Genomic DNA, 17,403 nt, shown 5'->3' with positions numbered 1-17,403 from the left:
TTCTCAACCACTGTTGTTGTGATATAATAATACTCGTTGTGTTAAAAGATCTAACATATGCAGCAAAAATGACAGTAAAAGATATGTAAAAGGGAGGTTAAACATGGAGGCTTTCATCAGTGAAATCATAAATGTTCCAAATGATTTTATTTGGAAGTATCTTGTTTATATTTTAGTCGGGATCGGATTGTACTTTACGTTCCGTTTTCGCTTTATTCAATTCCAATACTTTATTGAAATGTTCAGAATCGTCGGGGAGAAGCCGCAAGGAAATAAAGGAGTGTCTTCAATGCAGGCATTCTTTATCTCAGCCGCTTCTCGTGTCGGAACCGGAAACTTGACCGGCGTCGCGCTGGCGATTGCAACAGGCGGTCCCGGCGCAGTATTTTGGATGTGGATCGTAGCGATTGTCGGTATGGCTTCCAGCTTTGTGGAAAGCACCTTGGCGCAGCTGTATAAAGTGCGTTCCGGTGACGAATTCCGCGGTGGTCCGGCATATTACATGGCAAAGGGACTGGGCGCCCGCTGGCTCGGTATTTTATTCGCCGTATTGATTACCGTTTCTTTCGGACTTATCTTTAACGCTGTGCAGTCAAATACGATTTCTGTCGCGTTTGACGAAGCATTCCATGTGAATAAAACAGTTATCGCAGTCATTTTAGCTGTATTAACGGCTTTCATTATATTCGGCGGTCTGAAACGTGTTGTTTCCGTCTCGCAATTAATCGTTCCGGTTATGGCGGGACTGTATATTCTGCTTGCGCTGTATGTCGTGATTGTAAATATTACGGCGGTACCTGAGCTGTTTGCTGCGATTGTGAAAAATGCGTTCGGTCTTGAGCAGATCGTCGGCGGAAGCTTAGGAAGCATCATTATTATCGGTGCGCAGCGCGGCCTGTTTTCAAACGAAGCCGGTATGGGAAGCGCGCCGAATGCCGCAGCGGCTGCACATGTTTCGCATCCGGCTAAGCAGGGATTAATTCAGACGCTCGGCGTGTTTTTTGATACATTTATTGTTTGTACATCGACTGCCTTTATCATTTTATTGTACAGCTTTACGCCTAAAGGCGACGGCATCCAAGTGACACAAACCGCATTGCAGCACCACCTCGGCGGCTGGGCCCCGACATTTATTGCGATTGCGATGTTTTTATTCGCATTCAGCTCTGTCGTCGGCAACTATTACTATGGTGAAACGAATATTGAATTTATTAAAACAAGCAAAACATGGCTTAATATTTACCGCGTATTCGTTGTAGTGATGGTGGTGTACGGATGTTTGGCTGACTTCCAGATCGTCTGGGACATGGCAAACTTGTTTATGGGACTCTTGGCTCTCATTAACTTAGTGGCAATCTTACTGCTGAGTAATGTAGCCTACAAGATCTATAAGGATTATGCCGCTCAGCGCAAAAAAGGTCTTGATCCCGTATTCAAAGCCGAGAACACCCCGGAGCTCAAGCATATTGAAACATGGGCGGAAGAAGAAGGTACAAGCCCCGAACGTAAGACTGCTCACTGAGGAAACATGCATACAATTTTCAAAAAACTCCTTACATTTTGTTGTGAGGGGTTTTTTATGTGAAAAATCGGGTTATTTTTACTGAAAACAGATTTTTTTGAATTTATTGTATTTTTCTCTTGCGTGTGTAAGGGTTTTCATATAAAGTTTTACTAAACCGGTTTACCAAACCGATTTAGTCTTAAAAGAAAGGAGTATTGATGTGGCTTCTGATTATGGCATTTTTACGATCGGTGACGCGATGATCACTTTAAATCCCGCAAGCACAGGACCTTTGCGTTTTGTTACCCATTTTGAACGAAAAGCAGGAGGAGCTGAACTGAATTTTGCGATTGCATGCGCCAGATTGAATCTGCACTCAAAGTGGGTCAGCAGACTGGGGAAGGATGAGTTCGGCAGAGTGATTTATCAGTTTGCCAAAGGAGAAGGAATTGATGTGACTGACGTCTCCTATGTTGAAGGCTTTCCTACATCTTTAAATGTCAAAGAGATCAGAAATGACGGTTCAGGCAAGACGTTTTATTATCGTTTCAATTCACCAATTCTGACTCTTGCACCGGAAGATATAACAGAGAATATGTTTGACGGCATTCACATCGTTCATCTTACCGGTGTGTTCCTCGCGCTTGATAAGAAAAATCTTGAAATTGCTGAAAGGGTGCTTTCCCTCGCCAAAGCAAGGGGGATTCCCGTATCTTTTGATCCGAATATCAGGCTGAAGCTGTGGACGATCGAGGAGGCGCGTGCGGCATTTCATCAAATCTTTCCGTATACTGATATTCTTCTGGCGGGCCGGGACGAAATGAAACAGCTGACAGGTATAGGGGAAAATGAAGCATTAGCCCGGTTTGCAGAGACCTATTCAATCAGTCAGCTTGTCATAAAGAACGGTGAAGCAGGTTCTGCGCTGTATCATGATCATAAGTGGGTTCACAAAGAGGCTTTCCCGGTTGCGCCTGTTGACACGGTAGGAGCGGGTGACGGCTTTAATGCCGGCTACCTGTACAGTTATCTGCATGGTTTTGAACCGGAAAAACGTCTGGAGTTTGCCAATGCGGTCGGTGCGCTCGTCACCACAGTTTCCGGTGACAATGAAGGGCTTCCCTATCTAGAAGAGGTTCTGTCATTTGTAAACAAAGAGACTGTGATTGAACGGTAGCAAGCACAACTTAAAAAGCGGGTGAGAAAATGAAAGCGGTTCAAGTACGGAAAGCATTTGATCTGGTGGTGACGGAATGTGAGAAACCGTCTGTTGTCCACGCGGATGATGTTCTTGTCAAGGTGAAGCGGGTCGGAATTTGCGGATCAGATTTGCATATTTATCATGGGACAAATCCGTTAGCGTCCCTGCCGAGAGTAATCGGACATGAAGTCACAGGGGAAGTCGCAAAGACCGGTTCTCATGTCCGGCGTTTCAAGCCGGGTGACCGGGTAGTGGTTGAACCGATATCTTATTGCGGAACATGCTATGCCTGCCGGAAAGGACGTCCGAACGTCTGCAAAGCGCTTTCGGTGTTCGGCGTTCATGAAGATGGCGGGATGCGGGAATATATCGTGGTTCCGGAAAAGCAGCTGCATGCCGTTTCCCCCGATCTGCCCTGGGAGGAAGCGGTCATGGCAGAACCATATACGATCGGCGCCCAGGCCGTTTGGAGAGGCCGTGTCGAGAAGGAAGATACCGTTTTGATTCAGGGAGCGGGACCGATCGGAATCTGCATATTAAAAATGGCAAAGTTCAAAGGCGCTTCTGTCATGATAACCGACTTGAATGATGAACGCTTGGCATTCGCTGAAAAAAACGGTGCGGACGTTACCGTCAACGCGCAAAAAGAAGATCTCGTTTTGCGGGTGAACGAATGGACAAAAAATGAAGGCGCCAATGTCGTCATTGATGCCGTCTGTCTCCCCTCAACGTTTGAAACGTCCATTGACGCGGTGTCTCCGGCCGGTCATGTGGTTGTGCTTGGTTTTGATGAGAGGACTGCCGGCATTTCTCAGCTTCCGATCACAAAAAAGGAAGTCACGATAACCGGTTCAAGATTGCAGACGAATCAGTTTCCGTACATTACAGACTTACTGAATAAAGGCCTGTTAACGCACGGCGGTCTTATTACACATACATTTTCAGCAGATGACGTCCATCAAGCATTTCAGTTGATCGAACAGCACCCGGGCAAGGCGGGAAAAGCAATCATTACGTTTGATTAAAGGAGGAGCGAGAATGCTGCCTAAGTACGCCATTTACGAAAAACTTCTGCATGCACAAGTGGTGGCTGTCATAAGGGGACAAAACAGCCAAGAGGCGCTTGAAGTTTCAAAAGCGGCCATTTCAGGAGGTATCAGCGCCATTGAGCTTACATACACAACTCCTGAAGTGGAAGATGTCTTTAAGGAACTCCGGCATCAAGATATTCTTCTTGGAGCCGGTTCTGTAATGGATACAGAAACGGCGAGACACGCCATTTTATCAGGCGCCTCATTTATCGTCAGCTCTCATTTTGTAAAAGAGATAGCATCTCTATGCAACCAGTACAGCGTACCGTATCTTCCGGGATGCATGAGCGTGTCTGATATGGCTTTGGCGCTCGAAGCCGGATGTGATATGGTAAAGCTGTTCCCCGCTAATTCGTTTGACCCTTCATTTATCAAGTCGGTCAACGGCCCTCTGCCGAATGTCCGCATTATGCCGACCGGGGGTATCTCATTAAACAGCATGAATGACTGGCTCTCTGCCGGAGCGGTCGCGGTCGGTGTGGGAAGCGACTTGACAAAAGCATATCAAAAGGGCGGCTATGAAGCTGCCGTATCCCTCAGCAAAGAATACGTCTGCCGAAAAAACGAATATACGGGGGTGTAACATGAATATCACGTTTCGCTGGTACGGCCAAGGTAATGATACGGTGACCCTTGAACATGTCAGACAAATTCCCGGGGTCAAAGGCATCGTCTGGGCTCTTCACCAGAAGCCCGCGGGTGAAGTATGGGAAAAGGAGGACATTGAGGCGGAAGTCAGATACATTCAATCCTATGGGTTTCATGCAGAGGTCGTGGAAAGCGTGAATGTTCATGAAGCCATTAAACTCGGTCATGAAGAACGCGGACAATATATTGAGCACTATAAACAGACCATTCGCAATCTGTCCGAATTCAGCGTGAAAGTCATCTGTTACAATTTCATGCCGATATTTGACTGGACGCGTACCGATATGTTCCGCGCGCTGGAAGATGGGTCAACCGCTTTGTTTTTTGAAAAAGCGAAAGTGGAAAGTCTCCCTCCGGAGGAACTGATCCGCACGGTTGAAAAATCTTCTGATTTGACGATTCCCGGGTGGGAACCGGAGAAAATGGCCCGGATCAAGGAACTGTTTGAGGCCTATCAAACGGTCGGTGAAAAACAGCTTTGGGCCAATCTAGAATTTTTTTTACATGAAATCCTTCCTGTAGCGGAGGAACACGGCATTCAAATGGCCATTCATCCGGATGATCCGCCCTGGTCAATTTTTGGCCTGCCCCGTATTATCACCGGTGAGAAAAGTTATGAAAAGCTGCGAGAGATTTCAGATTCACCCGCCAACTGTATTACGTTGTGCACGGGTTCGATGGGAGCGGATCCCGCCAATGATATGGTGAAGATCGCCAAACACTATGCGGGAGTTGCGCCGTTTGCCCATATACGAAATGTGAAAATCTGCGATAACGGTGATTTTACGGAAACTTCGCATCTTACCAGTGATGGGTCCATTGATATTACCGGTGTGGTAAAAGAATTGCACGGCCAAGACTATAAAGGATATGTACGGCCTGATCACGGCCGTCATATCTGGGGCGAACAATGCCGGCCGGGTTATGGTTTATATGATCGTGCTTTAGGAATTATGTACTTGAACGGGCTGTGGGATGCGTTCTCGTCTCATGAGAAAGGGGTGAAGGGATGAGACCGATTCATGAACGTTTATCAGGAAGAACCGCTGTCATAACAGGCGGGAGCGGTGTTCTCTGTTCAGCAATGGCAAAGGAGCTTTCACGGCAGGGGATGAAAATTGCGATCGTCAGCCGGAATGCTGATAAAGCAGAGCGTGCGGCGGCCGAGATTGCTGATGCTGGAGGAACCGCGGTTTCTGTACCGGCTGATGTTTCAGCCCGTGATTCGCTCGAAAAGGCAAAAGACGAGATTATCAGCCGGTTCGGTTCTGTCAATCTTTTAATTAACGGAGCCGGGGGAAACCACCCTGATGCGATCACTGCCAGCGAGACGTATGAAGAGGATGAGCAGGGCACATCATTTTTTGATATGGACGAAACGGGGTTTTCCAGCGTATTTTCAACCAACTTTACCGGTGCATTTCTGGCATCGCAAGTGTTTGGAAAAGACCTTTTGAAGGCGGAATGTCCCGCGATTATTAATATTTCTTCTATGAGTGCGTATACACCGATGACAAAGGTGCCCGCCTACAGCGCGGCCAAGGCGGCGATTCAGAATTTTACGATGTGGATGGCTGTTCATTTCGCAAAAAAAGGGCTGCGGGTGAATGCCATCGCCCCGGGTTTCTTTTTGACTGCGCAAAACCGTGGGTTGTTATTACAGGAAGATGGAAGTCTGACAGACCGATCCAATAAGATTATGGCACATACACCGATGAAACGTTTCGGGAAACCGGAAGACCTTCTGGGAACGCTCCTGTGGCTTTCGGATGATTCATGCTCAGGCTTTGTCACCGGGGTCACCGTTCCCGTCGACGGAGGTTTTATGGCTTATTCCGGAGTGTGACAGAATCCATGTCCCTGTCAGATTGTAAACCATTTACTTCTGACTTATACTAGTGAAAAATGAAGACAGACGGGGATGAGTCTATGAAAACCATTACAATTTCTGATGTGGCGAAATATGCAAACGTATCTAAAAGCACCGTATCTCAATTTTTAAATCAGCGCTATGACTATATGAGCGAGAAAACGAAACAAAAAATAGAAGCGGCCATTCAAGAGCTGAACTATCAGCCGAATTTCGTCGCCCGCAGCTTAAAACAGAAATCAACATTTACAGTAGGTGTGGTGGTGGCTAATATTCTTCACACTTTTTCCACTCAGGTCATCAGGGCGGTGGAAGACTATTTTCATGAACAAGGATTTCATATTATTGTCTGCAATGCGGATGATGAACCGGAAAAAGAAAAGAAATATATTGAAATGCTGCGGGCTAAGCAGGTGGACGGAATTATTATTTTTCCGACGGGCGAAAATCTCTCTTTATATGAAAAGATGAAACGCGATACGTTTCCGGTCGTGTTTATGGACAGAACCATTGAAGAACTCGGAATTCCGACAGTGATGCTTGATAACCATCATGCAGCCGGTCTTGCCGTTGACCGGTTTATCGAAAGCGGCATTAAGAGAATCGCGATTATTACGACGTCTATTATTCGGGAAATCAGTCCGAGGGTAGAAAGGATTGAAGGGTATAAGAAGGCGCTTGACCGCCACGGTATGATGGTGCGGGACGAATATATCAAAACAGCCGATGCGGCTGATATTTCCAATGTTTTGTCAGAGCTGTTCTCACTTGAGGAGCCTCCGAAAGGGATATTGGCGGCAAACGATATCGTTCTTGTTGAGGTGCTGAAGTATATGAAGGAGCATGATATGGCAATTCCGGATAAGGCAGCCGTCATCGGAATTGATGAAGTTCCTTTTGCTGGTTTTTTTACTCCTCCAATTACGACGATCGTCCAGCCTGCGGCAGAAATGGCGCGAAAAGCGGGAAGCCTTCTTCTTCGTCAGATACAAGAAAAAGATGGCGGTGAAAAACGGATTCACCGCTATAAACCGGCGCTGCTCGCAAGGCAATCCGGATAACCGGTTTCACTGCATAAACCGGTTTACTCCGGCAATTTAAATGTCTGAATATGAGAGGGGGTTTTTTTATGTTCTCAAAAGATAGATTCCCTATTATTCTTCTTTTATTTTCAGCCGGGGTGATTAACTATTTAGACCGCTCAGCGCTGTCTATTGCAGCGCCGTTCATACAGCAGGATCTCACATTGTCGGCAACCCAAATGGGGCTGATTTTCAGCAGTTTTTCTGTCGGATACGCTGTGTTTAACTTTCTCGGCGGTGTTGCATCTGACCGGTATGGGGCTAAATTGACATTGTGTACGGCGATGATCGTTTGGTCTCTTTTCAGCGGAGCGGTTGCGCTTGCTTTCGGATTTGTAAGTCTTTTGATTATCCGTGTTTTATTCGGTATGGGAGAGGGGCCGCTGTCGGCTGCCATAAGCAAAATGGTCAACAATTGGTTTCCTCCGTCTCAGCGCGCCACGGTCATCGGCCTGACAAACAGCGGCACGCCGCTCGGCGGGGCGATTTCCGGCCCGATTGTCGGGATGATTGCTGTGGCGTTCAGCTGGAAAGTTTCCTTTGTCCTGATCATGATCATCGGTTTAGTCTGGGCGGTCATCTGGTTTAAATTTGTCAAAGAACGGCCGGCGCCGACGGAAGACGCCCCGGCAATGAAAGCGGAGATTCAACCGCATGAGCAGCATATCCCGATGACCTTTTATTTGAAACAAAAAACGGTTCTCTTCACGGCTTTTGCCTTTTTCGCTTACAATTACATCTTATTTTTCTTCTTAACATGGTTTCCGAGCTATCTGGTGAAAGAACGCGGTTTAAGTGTTGAATTTATGAGCGTGGTGACTGTTATTCCCTGGATTCTTGGATTTATCGGTTTGGCGGCAGGCGGAATGATTTCTGATTATGTATTCAAAAAAACCGCCGGAAAAGGAGTTTTGTTCTCACGGAAAGTCATTCTTGTCACTTGTTTGTTCGCTTCCGCTGTACTGATCGGATTTGCCGGACTTGTTACCACTACCGTAAGTGCCGTTATTCTCGTTGCTTTATCAGTCTTCTTTTTATATATAACGGGCTCTATCTATTGGGCGGTAATTCATGATGTGGTTGATCAAAGGAATGTCGGGTCAGTCGGCGGCTTTATGCATTTTCTTGCAAACACGGCCGGTATTATCGGGCCTGCTTTAACCGGCTTTATCGCGGACAAAAGCGGATCATTCTCCGGGGCGTTTTTGCTTGCAGGCGGATTAGCCGTTTTGGCCTCGGCTGCGGTAATCCGTTTTGTGCGCCCGATTATCATTCAAACCGCTTCTGAAGATAATAAAGACACGATACCTTATTCATAAGTCATCAAAGCCACTGAGGCTGTCCTGCCGATAACGGGATGGCCTTTTCGTTCTGCCGCTTGATCTGTTCCTATGATAATATAGGAATTGTTTACAAAAGAAGGGAAGAGGAGGGGACATGAAACAGAAGCCGATATATGTTGAAATCAATATTGCATCTGATATAGAAACGCTTTGGGAATATACGCAAAACCCGCATCTTCATAAGGAATGGGATCTGCGGTTTTCTGACATTACATATCTTCATAGGCTGCCAGATGAACCGCAGAGATTTCTATATGAAACCCGAATCGGTTTTGGGCTGAAGGTATCCGGCACGGGCGAATCAATAGGTGACATAAGGCCTCGCTCGTCAGAAAGAGTGTCTTCGCTCGCTTTTGCCTCTGATCATCCGCTGTCACTTATAAAAGAAGGCAGGGGCTACTGGAAGTATATAGAGCGGGATAACGGACAAACCGCATTTTTGACTCAATATCAATATGAAACGGCCCGCGGTCTGCCGGGAAGTTGGATAGACCGGTTTTTATTTCGTCCTCTGCTAAGCTGGGCTACCGCATGGAGCTTTGATGCGTTGCGGCTTTGGATAGAACAAAACAGACATCCGAAGATATCAGTCCGTTTCGGGTTTGTCTATGTCTTTATGTGTCTCGTATTCAGTCTGTATTGGTTTTTTCAAGGCTTTCATGATGGCTGTGCCGATGCAGAGATCGTGAGGGGAGCGCTGGAGACAGGGTTAGGGGTATTATGGCTGCTTCCCATGCGGAGAAAGTGGCTGATTCACACCGGGCAGTCAGTCTTCTTTTGTGTAACGGCACTGCTATATTCGGGCGGCGGATTCGTGATCTCATTAGGAGTGCTTACGATAGCCGCAATGATTCTTAAGCCTAAGCTGCCGAGCGCCTGGCATACAAAACGAAAGAGAGAAGTTAAATGACGGATTCAATGTATGAAAAAGCGATTACTCATTATCAATCACTGCACCCGATGCTGCAGAAACGGTACAGATTTGACGGATCACGCACGTTTTGCGGAGAAGGAATTATGTCAGAAATAAAGGGAGGTTCTTTTCTTGTCAGAATGCTTTTAAAGACAGGTGTTTTTTTCAGATGTTTTTTCTCAGAGAGGGGAAACGATATCCCTTTCACTATCGAAAACAAAAACAGGCAAAATGGCGTGGAATGGAATCGTACCTTTTTCTTTAAAAGCAAAACGCGTTTTTTTGATGCAGTCATGGAATATGATGAGCGGGAAAACAGAATTCTTGATTACTTCGGCAAACCCCGCATCCTACTGTCTGAACTGCATTTAGAAGCGTCTTCAGACGGAGGGCTTGTTATTACATCCGGTAGGCAGTGGCTCCTGATAGTCGGAAAGAAAATCCCGCTTCCGGCATGGCTGTGCGGCAGTTCAACCGTTTATGAGGCTTATGATGAGGAAATGAATTGCTTCAGCATAAAGGTTCATGTGAAAAACCGGATACTCGGCACGCTTTTCTCTTACCGGGGGACTTTCCGTGAAACAGAGGGGGAAACATGCTGAAGCGTCATCTCATGGTAAGCGTGATTTGCTTTTTGGGATTTGCGGCGGCTGAAGCTCCGCATATATCAGCTGCTGAGACGTTTGTTTTATTTTCCGTACTTTTTTTCGTTCCCGCTGTATTCGATTTTGCTTTTCGGCCGTCAAAGACCTTAGAGAATGTGTTATTACGAAGTTATCCTGTTGCCGCTTTATGTGCGGCGCTTGCGCTTGTCACAGACTTCAGTTTTTTTGCCGTTGTGTGGCTCATTTATACGCTTGGGCTGGCACTGTATGCTGTCCGGCGGCTGATGAAAACAAATATTCACAGAACAGAAGAGATGTCTGTTATGGCGGGTTTCATTTATTTGGCCGGGGGCGGATTCTGGTTCTTCGCATATGTCCTTGAGATTCCCGTTATGAATTTCGGTCCGCTTATCGTTCTGCTGACGGCGGTGCACTTTCACTATTCCGCTTTTCTCATTCCGATCTTTAACGGATTGCTCGGCAGGATCATACGGGAGAAACGGGTTCTTTACAGATGGAGCACGGTCATTATTTTGATTTCGCCGATCCTTATTGCCTTGGGGATTACATTTTCAAAAACACTTGATGTGATTGCTGTCGCTCTGTATCTGGCGGGTCTGTATGTAAATGCATATCTCGTCTTTACGGTGCCGTTTGTTACGAAAACAGGCAGGATCTTGATCAGGAGTTCTTCGGCTGTGTTAATGATCACAATTGCTTTTTCTTTGATATATTCGTACGGTGTCTACCGCGAGGAGGCAATGCTCACGATCAGCCAGATGATTTGGATTCACGGGGCCGTCAATGCATTCGGCGTTATCCTGCCGGCTTTGACGGGGTGGAGGTTGGAAAATCCGAGACCGTTTGATGAGGGCAGCGAAAGAACGTTCAGCCGTATTTACGGGAAGAGAACGATAGGCAAAGAATTTTTGACTGATATTCATGCAGCAAATGACATCCATTATACCGGCCTTCTGGATCAGATGAGAGAACTGCATTCTGAAGATTTTTCAACTGAAAAACTGGCGCCGGCCGTTAATTCCTTTTATGAAGAGACAATTGATTATGACATCATGGCAAAAGTGACGTGGAGCAGATGGTTTCGTCCGTTCGCGCGCGTGTACGAGCCGTTCAGCAGAAGAGCGGGGCAGATTCACCTGTCCATGACTCCGGATTGGTATATCATGCACAGTGATATTATAGGAGTTGACTCTGACAAAGACGGCAGAAAAAATGTCCGTGCGTGGATCAGAACAAATGAAAAGCAGGAAACCGTTTTTACTGCGCTGTATTCAGCGTACAGGGCAAAAGGGGAAGGATACATGAATATCTCTCTTCCGCTGCCGTACGGCCAAATGACGGGCATTTTAAAACCTTATGCGCGTAAGCAGAATCTTGTTTTGACAAGCAGACGGCGAAAAAGCGGAGCGGGTGATGAAGGGATTTATCTGCAGACGAAATGGGGGACGTGTCATCTTCCGCTGGCAGAGACATTTCTTATTTCAGCCCAGAGCGAAACCAGCCTGAAGGCCGTTCATCATATGTGGCTGTTCGGACTGAAATTTTTAACTGTGCATTATCGGATCACTCATGCTTCCGCAGGTAACCGAAGCAAATAACTAGCTGCAGCGCCGCCTGTTCATCAGGCGGCTTTTTCTCATCTACATGGGTTATATTCACCATTTTATTTGCGAGCTATTTGCGGCGGATGACACGAAAGGAGTCATGCGCTGGATTTCATTTATTCTCGTGTTAGCTCAGCTGTCAGGGATGAGCATGAGCGGTTATGTTGTCAGTGAATGGGGATGGCACGCGGCATTTTGGATCGGGAGCGGCCTCGGTCTTTGCCTGTCTTTCATGATTCGCGAAATGAAAACGACCGCAATGTTTGGCTTCACAATGGCGAGAAAGAAATCAGCTTGTTGTCTTTTCGTTTATGACTAAGCACGCACTGGCTCTGCTAGTGATAGGAACTTTAGTTCGCATATGCGAAAACTGGGTAACATTAAAGCTGTTTTATTGACTCGCAGCCGTTTTTATTTTTATCATTCCTTTTACCGTCAGCCCGATGGCGCTTTATCTGGTCCAGGTTTTAATAGTTTTTTCACTCGGGCATTATTTTTCCTTTGCTGCTTGGAATGTCGATTGAGTCTGTTCCGGCAGACATGAGAACAACATCGACGGGGGCATACCAGGCGCTTTATGCACTCGGTATTTTCGGAGGACCTTTGGCCGCAGGATTTTTTAATGATTGGCTGGGGTTCAGAGCCGGATTTTATTTCGCGGGGTGCTCGGGCTGGCGACTGTCATACTTGCTCATATGTGGGGAGCCGATGCGAAAAAATCGTCGGAAAAGTGCAGGGAAGATGCGTCAAAGTATTACCAGACATGATTTTTTTATATGCTTGCCTAAAGAAATGATCTCATTGCGAATAAATTTCCCTTCCGTCTCAATAACTAAAGTGTACTTAGTTATTGAGACAATAATTCATTCCGTCAAATCACATTACCAAGCACATTGATACATAGATTATAAAATTAAAAACAAGCATTTACAGGAGAGAATACCTCTCAAGATAAATAATTAATGGATTAATTGTTGTATTTTGGATAATTATAGGGTAAATTGGTAGTGGAAGAACAAACATAAGGAGGGGTGATTTGATGATAAAGCTTAATTCAAGAAACGCAACATGAGTCCAATGGCATCTTTGACAAAATTCTGACTCTAACAGTTCGTAGCTGGCCCGTAATAGGGCACAGGAAGAAACTCTCCTAAAAATAACTGGCCTCAAACATTTAGACACCACGAAATAGCTATCAAGCTTAAAATCTAACTTCATCAATAAGAACAAACATAAATAACCCGAAAATGGAAGGAGTATGTTTAAATATGAAGGTGCATTTTAAGTTCTGGTCAATTGCGTTTGTTTTAAGTATTGTTCTTTATGGAATTATCGGGACAGGCCAAGCACATGCCGCCCAAAAAGACAATGCAACCACAGATATTACACTCGATGCTAAGAAAGAAGAGGTAGCTTCTCAAATAAAAATCTATAATGAAGAAAATAATCAGATTCATCCTTACACGTTGAAGGAATTAAAAGATATGATCAAGCTACAGGAAGAAATGCCGTTGGATGGCTCATTTCATGTTTTATATTCAACATATACAAGCAAAGCCTTTAGTTTCAAATATAACTTTTCAATTGGTGGAGGAACATACGGGAAAGCATTTAAAAACCCTGGTACTTTGTTGATTACCCCGCAAGGGACTGCGAAAAAGTTCTCGGTAGCAGCAAAGTATGACAATGGGAAAGGTGGAGTAGGGGGCCAAGCAGGGAAAGTATCATTACCCGGCGGATGGACAGGCCAGATTCATATGAACTGGACTCATTTGAAAAGAGGAAAAAGCTATCACTTTAACTTTATTAATGACAGCAGCAGTGATGTAACTGTGAAAATTAAGGAAGTAATTGTGTGGTATAACTGGTAAAGAAGAGCAGGCCCTAAAAGGGCCTGCTTTAATTATAGGAGGCTAATAAGCTTCACAGGAAACCTCTGAATACAAAAAAAGAAACCCTTTTGCCTTGTCGGGTTTCGGAACACACAGTTTTTTATTGCTTTGTATCATTTAAATATTTTTGATGTTCCTTTTCCAAGACTTTTCTATCCTCTTTAATAACTTCGATTTTGTATTTCTCTTTTACGTCTTCAGACAAATTGTCATTTAAATATTCTCGCAGCTTCGTCTCGCTTTTGGTTTTATCCATTCCAATTGAAATAACCGGATCTGTTTCTCCGATTCCGTAGCTGACCAATCCGAATTTCTCCCAAGCATTGTCTAACACTTCATCTGGTGTTTTTTGATTACCGTTTACTGCATATAGAGCAATACTAAACATGAATAAAGAAGAGGCTACAACCAAGATTCCAACTACTGTTTTTTTCATCTGTTCCTCCTTTTTCTTGAAAAGTAAATATATCTCTCTTAATCCAAAGTATATCATAGGTTATTTTGATGGCAAAGTCACACCGTACCTCAAAATGTTAAAGAACTGAAACGGTGGGACGAAGAAGTTGCTATAATAGAAGAAAGAGTACAAAATCATACGTTGTTTTTTTATTCAATTCAGTAAAGTGGAGTTAGCAATAGATCGGCTTTTCGTAGTGGCGTTCGGCTCACCTCCATATCTGGAAAGAAGGGAGGTGAGAATATGGCAGTAGAAAGCGCACTTGGATTGATGTTTCAATTCGGAATCCTCATTGTAGGGATTCTAACGCTTGCCTATAGTTTCTCAAACAAAAAAAGTAAGAACGCCCCAGACTCCTACATCTTGGCGTTCCCACTCATAAACTAGACTTTTGGAAAAAAGCCGACTCCCTTACAGGAGCTATTCTATTGCCGATCGGAGATGTTACCAGCATCTTCGATCTTTTTTATTGTATGCTCTTTCTGTGTATTATATTCACAATATCATCAGAAAGGAGAAATATAATCATGTAATGCTTATTGAATCTATACTGATTGTATCTTTTCGTTGACCGAAAATCAACCGCAAAGATGTGAAGAATACGTTTCCATTAATTAGAATTGTGATAAAATATTAGGTAATGACAAATGAATATGACGCACATCTGATTGGGACTTCTGAAAAAGAATATGAAATAGTACGCATAATCCAAAATCAAAATTCTGAATATTTAAAGAAAGGATGAGGAAGGTGGAAACCAAAAAGATAGAGTTTGAAAAGGTTGCCCAAAGTCTTAATGAATGGTATACAGTTATCAAGCAAAACAATACTACTTGAAAAACAGATTATGAAACATGTACAGATGACATGATTCAATATTATTTTTATCTCTTTAATGGCCTGTATAACTTCTATCAGAAGGATTTTATCGAAGCAATTAACTTTTACAAAATCGCTGAAAGCAGACTCAGCAAAGTACCCGACGAAATAGAGAGGGCAGAATTCCATTATCAAACTGCGATTGCCTACTATGAAATTCGCCAGAACTTTTTCTCGCTCAACCATGCTGAAAAAGCGCTAGAAAGTTTCAGAGCAGTCGATAATTACACCAATCGTGTAATCAAATGCACCATGCTCTTTGCCATGAATAAAGTTGACCTACAGCAATGGGAGCAAGCGATCAGTTTGTATAAAAACGCAATACATATCGCTCAAAAAGTTAAAGACGGGCTTTCAGAAGGTTTAGGGCATTTTAATCTAGGTGTATGCTATGAAAGACAGGAACGCCTTGAATTAGCCAAGGAAAGCTTTTTAAGGGCTTTGGATATTCCTGAACATTGCGATTCCGTCTATTCCATTCGCTCAATGTACATGTTGAGTCGTGTTTTTTACAAATTAGGATCAATTGAATCAGCGCGGGTATGGAGAAGTAAAGCACTTGCATATGCTGATAAAGTAAACGAAGAAGTATACAGGGCAAAATTGAACCTCATATACTTTGTATACGATGCGACTGATCATGAGTCCTTTGATTTGAATATGAATGTACTGAAGGGGAAAAACTTGTGGTCGGATGTCGCTGACCTGTCTCTAAATGCAGCATTGTATTACAAAAAGCAGGAAAACGCTGATCTGTCATCTAAATACTTTGAGGAAGCTTGTACTGCTAAGGATCAAATAATAAAGTTTACGGAGGCGTTGTCATGAAAAAACGTACTGTTTTAATTACTGCTGCTATTCTCGGACTGCTTCTTGTGTCAGGAAATGATTATGGGACAAAAGAAAACGGATGGCTCGGCATATCAAACGGTTTCCAAACAGCCGAAAATGGAGCACTGGGATAAGAAGAAAAACGGATAAAAAGATCGCTGATAAAAGTATTTTAAGCCGGCCAAAGTGCCGGTTTTTTAATGAGAGAATGTCAGCTGCCAACCTTTATGTTAAAAGCCTTAATTAAGGGCTTATTTTTTGGACACTGATGAGGGAAAACTGCGAACATGAAAGGAGAGCTTATATATGAGTGCATCTAAAGAGCTTTATGCTTCTATGGGATGGAGTGAGCCGAAAAAGAAAGAAGACCCAATTTTTAAAGTCGGCCAACGGTTTACAATAAATTACGGATTTCGAAAAAACCTGAAAGGCACTTGGGAAATCATAAATGTCAGTGACTCTCCACACTATGAATGTGTTAAAATTTTAAAAAACGGCAAGCTTTCAAAAGAAGAAAACTTAAACTGCAAAAGACACTTTTATGTATCATTCATAAAACAAGCACTCGAACATTCAAAACTTTAAACAAGCATAAGAGGAGAGAAAAACAATGATTCAAGAACAAAGGTACATTAAACGAGTTATATGGTGAGGGAAAATACGAGTTTGAATACATCGCACAAGGCAAAGATGCTTGTTTATGCTTGGTATCAGCTCAAAATCGATTTGAGCTAGTTCGGCTGCATAATCAAAAGGCGGAAATACAAGTTAGCATAGATGCCAAATTCAATCCTGAGAAAATCAGGACAGATATCAAGTTAGTTATTGTTTTCACTCCATATGTTTTTGATTGCCTAAAAGGGACGTTGTACTCTTTACAATATTTATTTGCTTGTTGGCTTCCTGCATGTCTTTCAGTGAAAGGCGTAATAACTATAACAGCATCACTTTTCCTTACAGCAGAACTAATCTTCACTCCACTTTCATCACCTCTTAATAACTGATGATTGATGCCAGCTGAACCGAATAATTTTTTTAATTTTTCCTGTGTTTCGGTTGCGCCTTCAAGATCCCGAATTACGGTTTCTGGAATAAACAAAGAGGGGCGTGACTCTGAAAGTGATTGAAGTTCTCCGCCAACTGCTTTTCTTTGAAATTCATAAAGTGATTGGTTAACTATTTCATCTTTTTCATTAGTTGAGCTTTGATCGTTTTCGACAGATAATGTTTCCTCGACAGTCTGACTCTCAGGATCAGGGTCTTTATTTTCTAACGGCTGAATCCTTTGTAATATATCAAGCAACTCTAATCTTTCCTCAATCATTTGTTTTGATTGGGAAGAGTTATGCTTGTCTAACTCTTCAGCTATGCATTTCACTTCACTTTGAACAAAATTAAAGAGTTCCTTATACATAAAAGCACCTCAGTTTATGATTATACTTATATCATATAGGAAGTTGAT

20 protein-coding genes and 1 pseudogene are annotated in these 17,403 nt (G+C 43.8%); 19 read left to right on the top strand and 2 right to left on the bottom strand.

Annotated features, from left to right (window positions below; translation table 11 throughout):
* Positions 1–103 precede the first annotated feature (103 nt).
* From BZ167_RS00305 to BZ167_RS00235, 15 genes and pseudogenes are all read left to right on the top strand, one after another.
* Entirely contained in the window at positions 104–1,522 is a 1,419-nt protein-coding gene (locus BZ167_RS00305) for an alanine/glycine:cation symporter family protein (protein WP_077391900.1), read from the top strand.
* A 202-nt stretch (positions 1,523–1,724) separates the two neighbouring features.
* Complete coding sequence (locus tag BZ167_RS00300) at positions 1,725–2,681, top strand: sugar kinase (RefSeq protein ID WP_077391899.1); 957 nt, start codon at positions 1,725–1,727, stop codon at positions 2,679–2,681.
* Positions 2,682–2,710: 29 nt separating this feature from the next.
* Positions 2,711–3,730 carry a zinc-binding alcohol dehydrogenase family protein gene (locus tag BZ167_RS00295; RefSeq protein ID WP_015417554.1) on the top strand — a complete coding sequence of 340 codons (1,020 nt, stop codon included), beginning with the start codon at positions 2,711–2,713 and terminating at the stop codon, positions 3,728–3,730.
* 13 nt (positions 3,731–3,743) lie between these two features.
* Positions 3,744–4,379, top strand: a complete 636-nt coding sequence (locus BZ167_RS00290) for a bifunctional 2-keto-4-hydroxyglutarate aldolase/2-keto-3-deoxy-6-phosphogluconate aldolase (protein WP_033574811.1) — start codon at positions 3,744–3,746, stop codon at positions 4,377–4,379.
* Between the two features lies 1 nt (position 4,380).
* Positions 4,381–5,457, top strand: a complete 1,077-nt coding sequence (uxuA, locus tag BZ167_RS00285) for a mannonate dehydratase (RefSeq protein WP_061860587.1) — start codon at positions 4,381–4,383, stop codon at positions 5,455–5,457.
* Complete coding sequence (locus tag BZ167_RS00280; protein WP_039251381.1) at positions 5,454–6,290, top strand: SDR family oxidoreductase; 837 nt, start codon at positions 5,454–5,456, stop codon at positions 6,288–6,290. Before uxuA ends, BZ167_RS00280 begins: the two co-directional genes overlap by 4 nt.
* Positions 6,291–6,373: 83 nt before the next feature.
* Entirely contained in the window at positions 6,374–7,375 is a 1,002-nt protein-coding gene (locus BZ167_RS00275; protein ID WP_077391898.1) for a substrate-binding domain-containing protein, read from the top strand.
* Positions 7,376–7,443: 68 nt separating this feature from the next.
* Positions 7,444–8,715, top strand: a complete 1,272-nt coding sequence (locus BZ167_RS00270) for an MFS transporter (RefSeq protein ID WP_053573351.1) — start codon at positions 7,444–7,446, stop codon at positions 8,713–8,715.
* 118 nt (positions 8,716–8,833) lie between these two features.
* Positions 8,834–9,649: a hypothetical protein gene (locus BZ167_RS00265; RefSeq protein WP_015239940.1), complete on the top strand. Its 816-nt coding sequence runs from the start codon at positions 8,834–8,836 to the stop codon at positions 9,647–9,649.
* On the top strand, positions 9,646–10,254 hold the full coding sequence (locus BZ167_RS00260; RefSeq protein ID WP_015239941.1) for a DUF4166 domain-containing protein: 609 nt from the start codon (positions 9,646–9,648) through the stop codon (positions 10,252–10,254). The genes BZ167_RS00265 and BZ167_RS00260 overlap by 4 nt, the downstream gene beginning before the upstream one ends.
* Complete coding sequence (locus tag BZ167_RS00255; RefSeq protein ID WP_077391897.1) at positions 10,248–11,876, top strand: YndJ family protein; 1,629 nt, start codon at positions 10,248–10,250, stop codon at positions 11,874–11,876. The genes BZ167_RS00260 and BZ167_RS00255 overlap by 7 nt, the downstream gene beginning before the upstream one ends.
* A 106-nt stretch (positions 11,877–11,982) precedes the next feature.
* On the top strand, positions 11,983–12,201 hold the full coding sequence (locus BZ167_RS00250) for a hypothetical protein (protein WP_077392202.1): 219 nt from the start codon (positions 11,983–11,985) through the stop codon (positions 12,199–12,201).
* 194 nt (positions 12,202–12,395) lie between these two features.
* Positions 12,396–12,494 (top strand): annotated as a pseudogene (locus BZ167_RS20685) (hypothetical protein); the annotation flags it as partial.
* 14 nt (positions 12,495–12,508) lie between these two features.
* Complete coding sequence (locus BZ167_RS20265) at positions 12,509–12,649, top strand: hypothetical protein (RefSeq protein WP_155515257.1); 141 nt, start codon at positions 12,509–12,511, stop codon at positions 12,647–12,649.
* Positions 12,650–13,150: 501 nt separating this feature from the next.
* A complete protein-coding gene (locus BZ167_RS00235; protein WP_060674251.1) occupies positions 13,151–13,753 on the top strand; it encodes a hypothetical protein in 603 nt (200 codons plus the stop codon).
* Between the two features lie 121 nt (positions 13,754–13,874).
* On the opposite strand, the gene BZ167_RS00230 is transcribed toward BZ167_RS00235, so the two are convergent.
* The gene (locus BZ167_RS00230; protein ID WP_031379082.1) at positions 13,875–14,210 is read right to left on the bottom strand and encodes a YolC/YozM family protein; all 336 of its coding nucleotides are present in this window, start codon (positions 14,208–14,210) and stop codon (positions 13,875–13,877) included.
* A 264-nt stretch (positions 14,211–14,474) separates the two neighbouring features.
* On the opposite strand from BZ167_RS00230, the gene comI reads away from it, so the two are divergent.
* The 4 genes from comI to BZ167_RS00220 all read left to right on the top strand — a co-directional run bounded on the left by comI (position 14,475) and on the right by BZ167_RS00220 (position 16,526).
* A complete protein-coding gene (gene comI, locus BZ167_RS20680) occupies positions 14,475–14,618 on the top strand; it encodes a competence inhibitor ComI (protein WP_219622380.1) in 144 nt (47 codons plus the stop codon).
* 480 nt (positions 14,619–15,098) lie between these two features.
* Complete coding sequence (locus BZ167_RS00225) at positions 15,099–15,938, top strand: tetratricopeptide repeat protein (RefSeq protein ID WP_226998557.1); 840 nt, start codon at positions 15,099–15,101, stop codon at positions 15,936–15,938.
* Positions 15,935–16,075, top strand: a complete 141-nt coding sequence (locus tag BZ167_RS20260) for a hypothetical protein (RefSeq protein ID WP_172437931.1) — start codon at positions 15,935–15,937, stop codon at positions 16,073–16,075. The genes BZ167_RS00225 and BZ167_RS20260 overlap by 4 nt, the downstream gene beginning before the upstream one ends.
* Positions 16,076–16,247: 172 nt before the next feature.
* Positions 16,248–16,526: a hypothetical protein gene (locus BZ167_RS00220; protein ID WP_060674253.1), complete on the top strand. Its 279-nt coding sequence runs from the start codon at positions 16,248–16,250 to the stop codon at positions 16,524–16,526.
* A gap of 163 nt (positions 16,527–16,689) precedes the next feature.
* Here BZ167_RS00220 and BZ167_RS00215 read toward each other — a convergent pair whose 3' ends face one another.
* Positions 16,690–17,355: a DUF2325 domain-containing protein gene (locus tag BZ167_RS00215; protein WP_031379079.1), complete on the bottom strand. Its 666-nt coding sequence runs from the start codon at positions 17,353–17,355 to the stop codon at positions 16,690–16,692.
* Positions 17,356–17,403 lie beyond the last annotated feature (48 nt).

The sequence above is a fragment of the Bacillus sp. 275 genome (assembly GCF_001999205.1).
Taxonomy (GTDB): domain Bacteria; phylum Bacillota; class Bacilli; order Bacillales; family Bacillaceae; genus Bacillus; species Bacillus velezensis.
The sequence above is the reverse complement of the archived record's forward strand: the minus strand, read 5'-3'. Positions and strand labels throughout refer to the sequence as shown.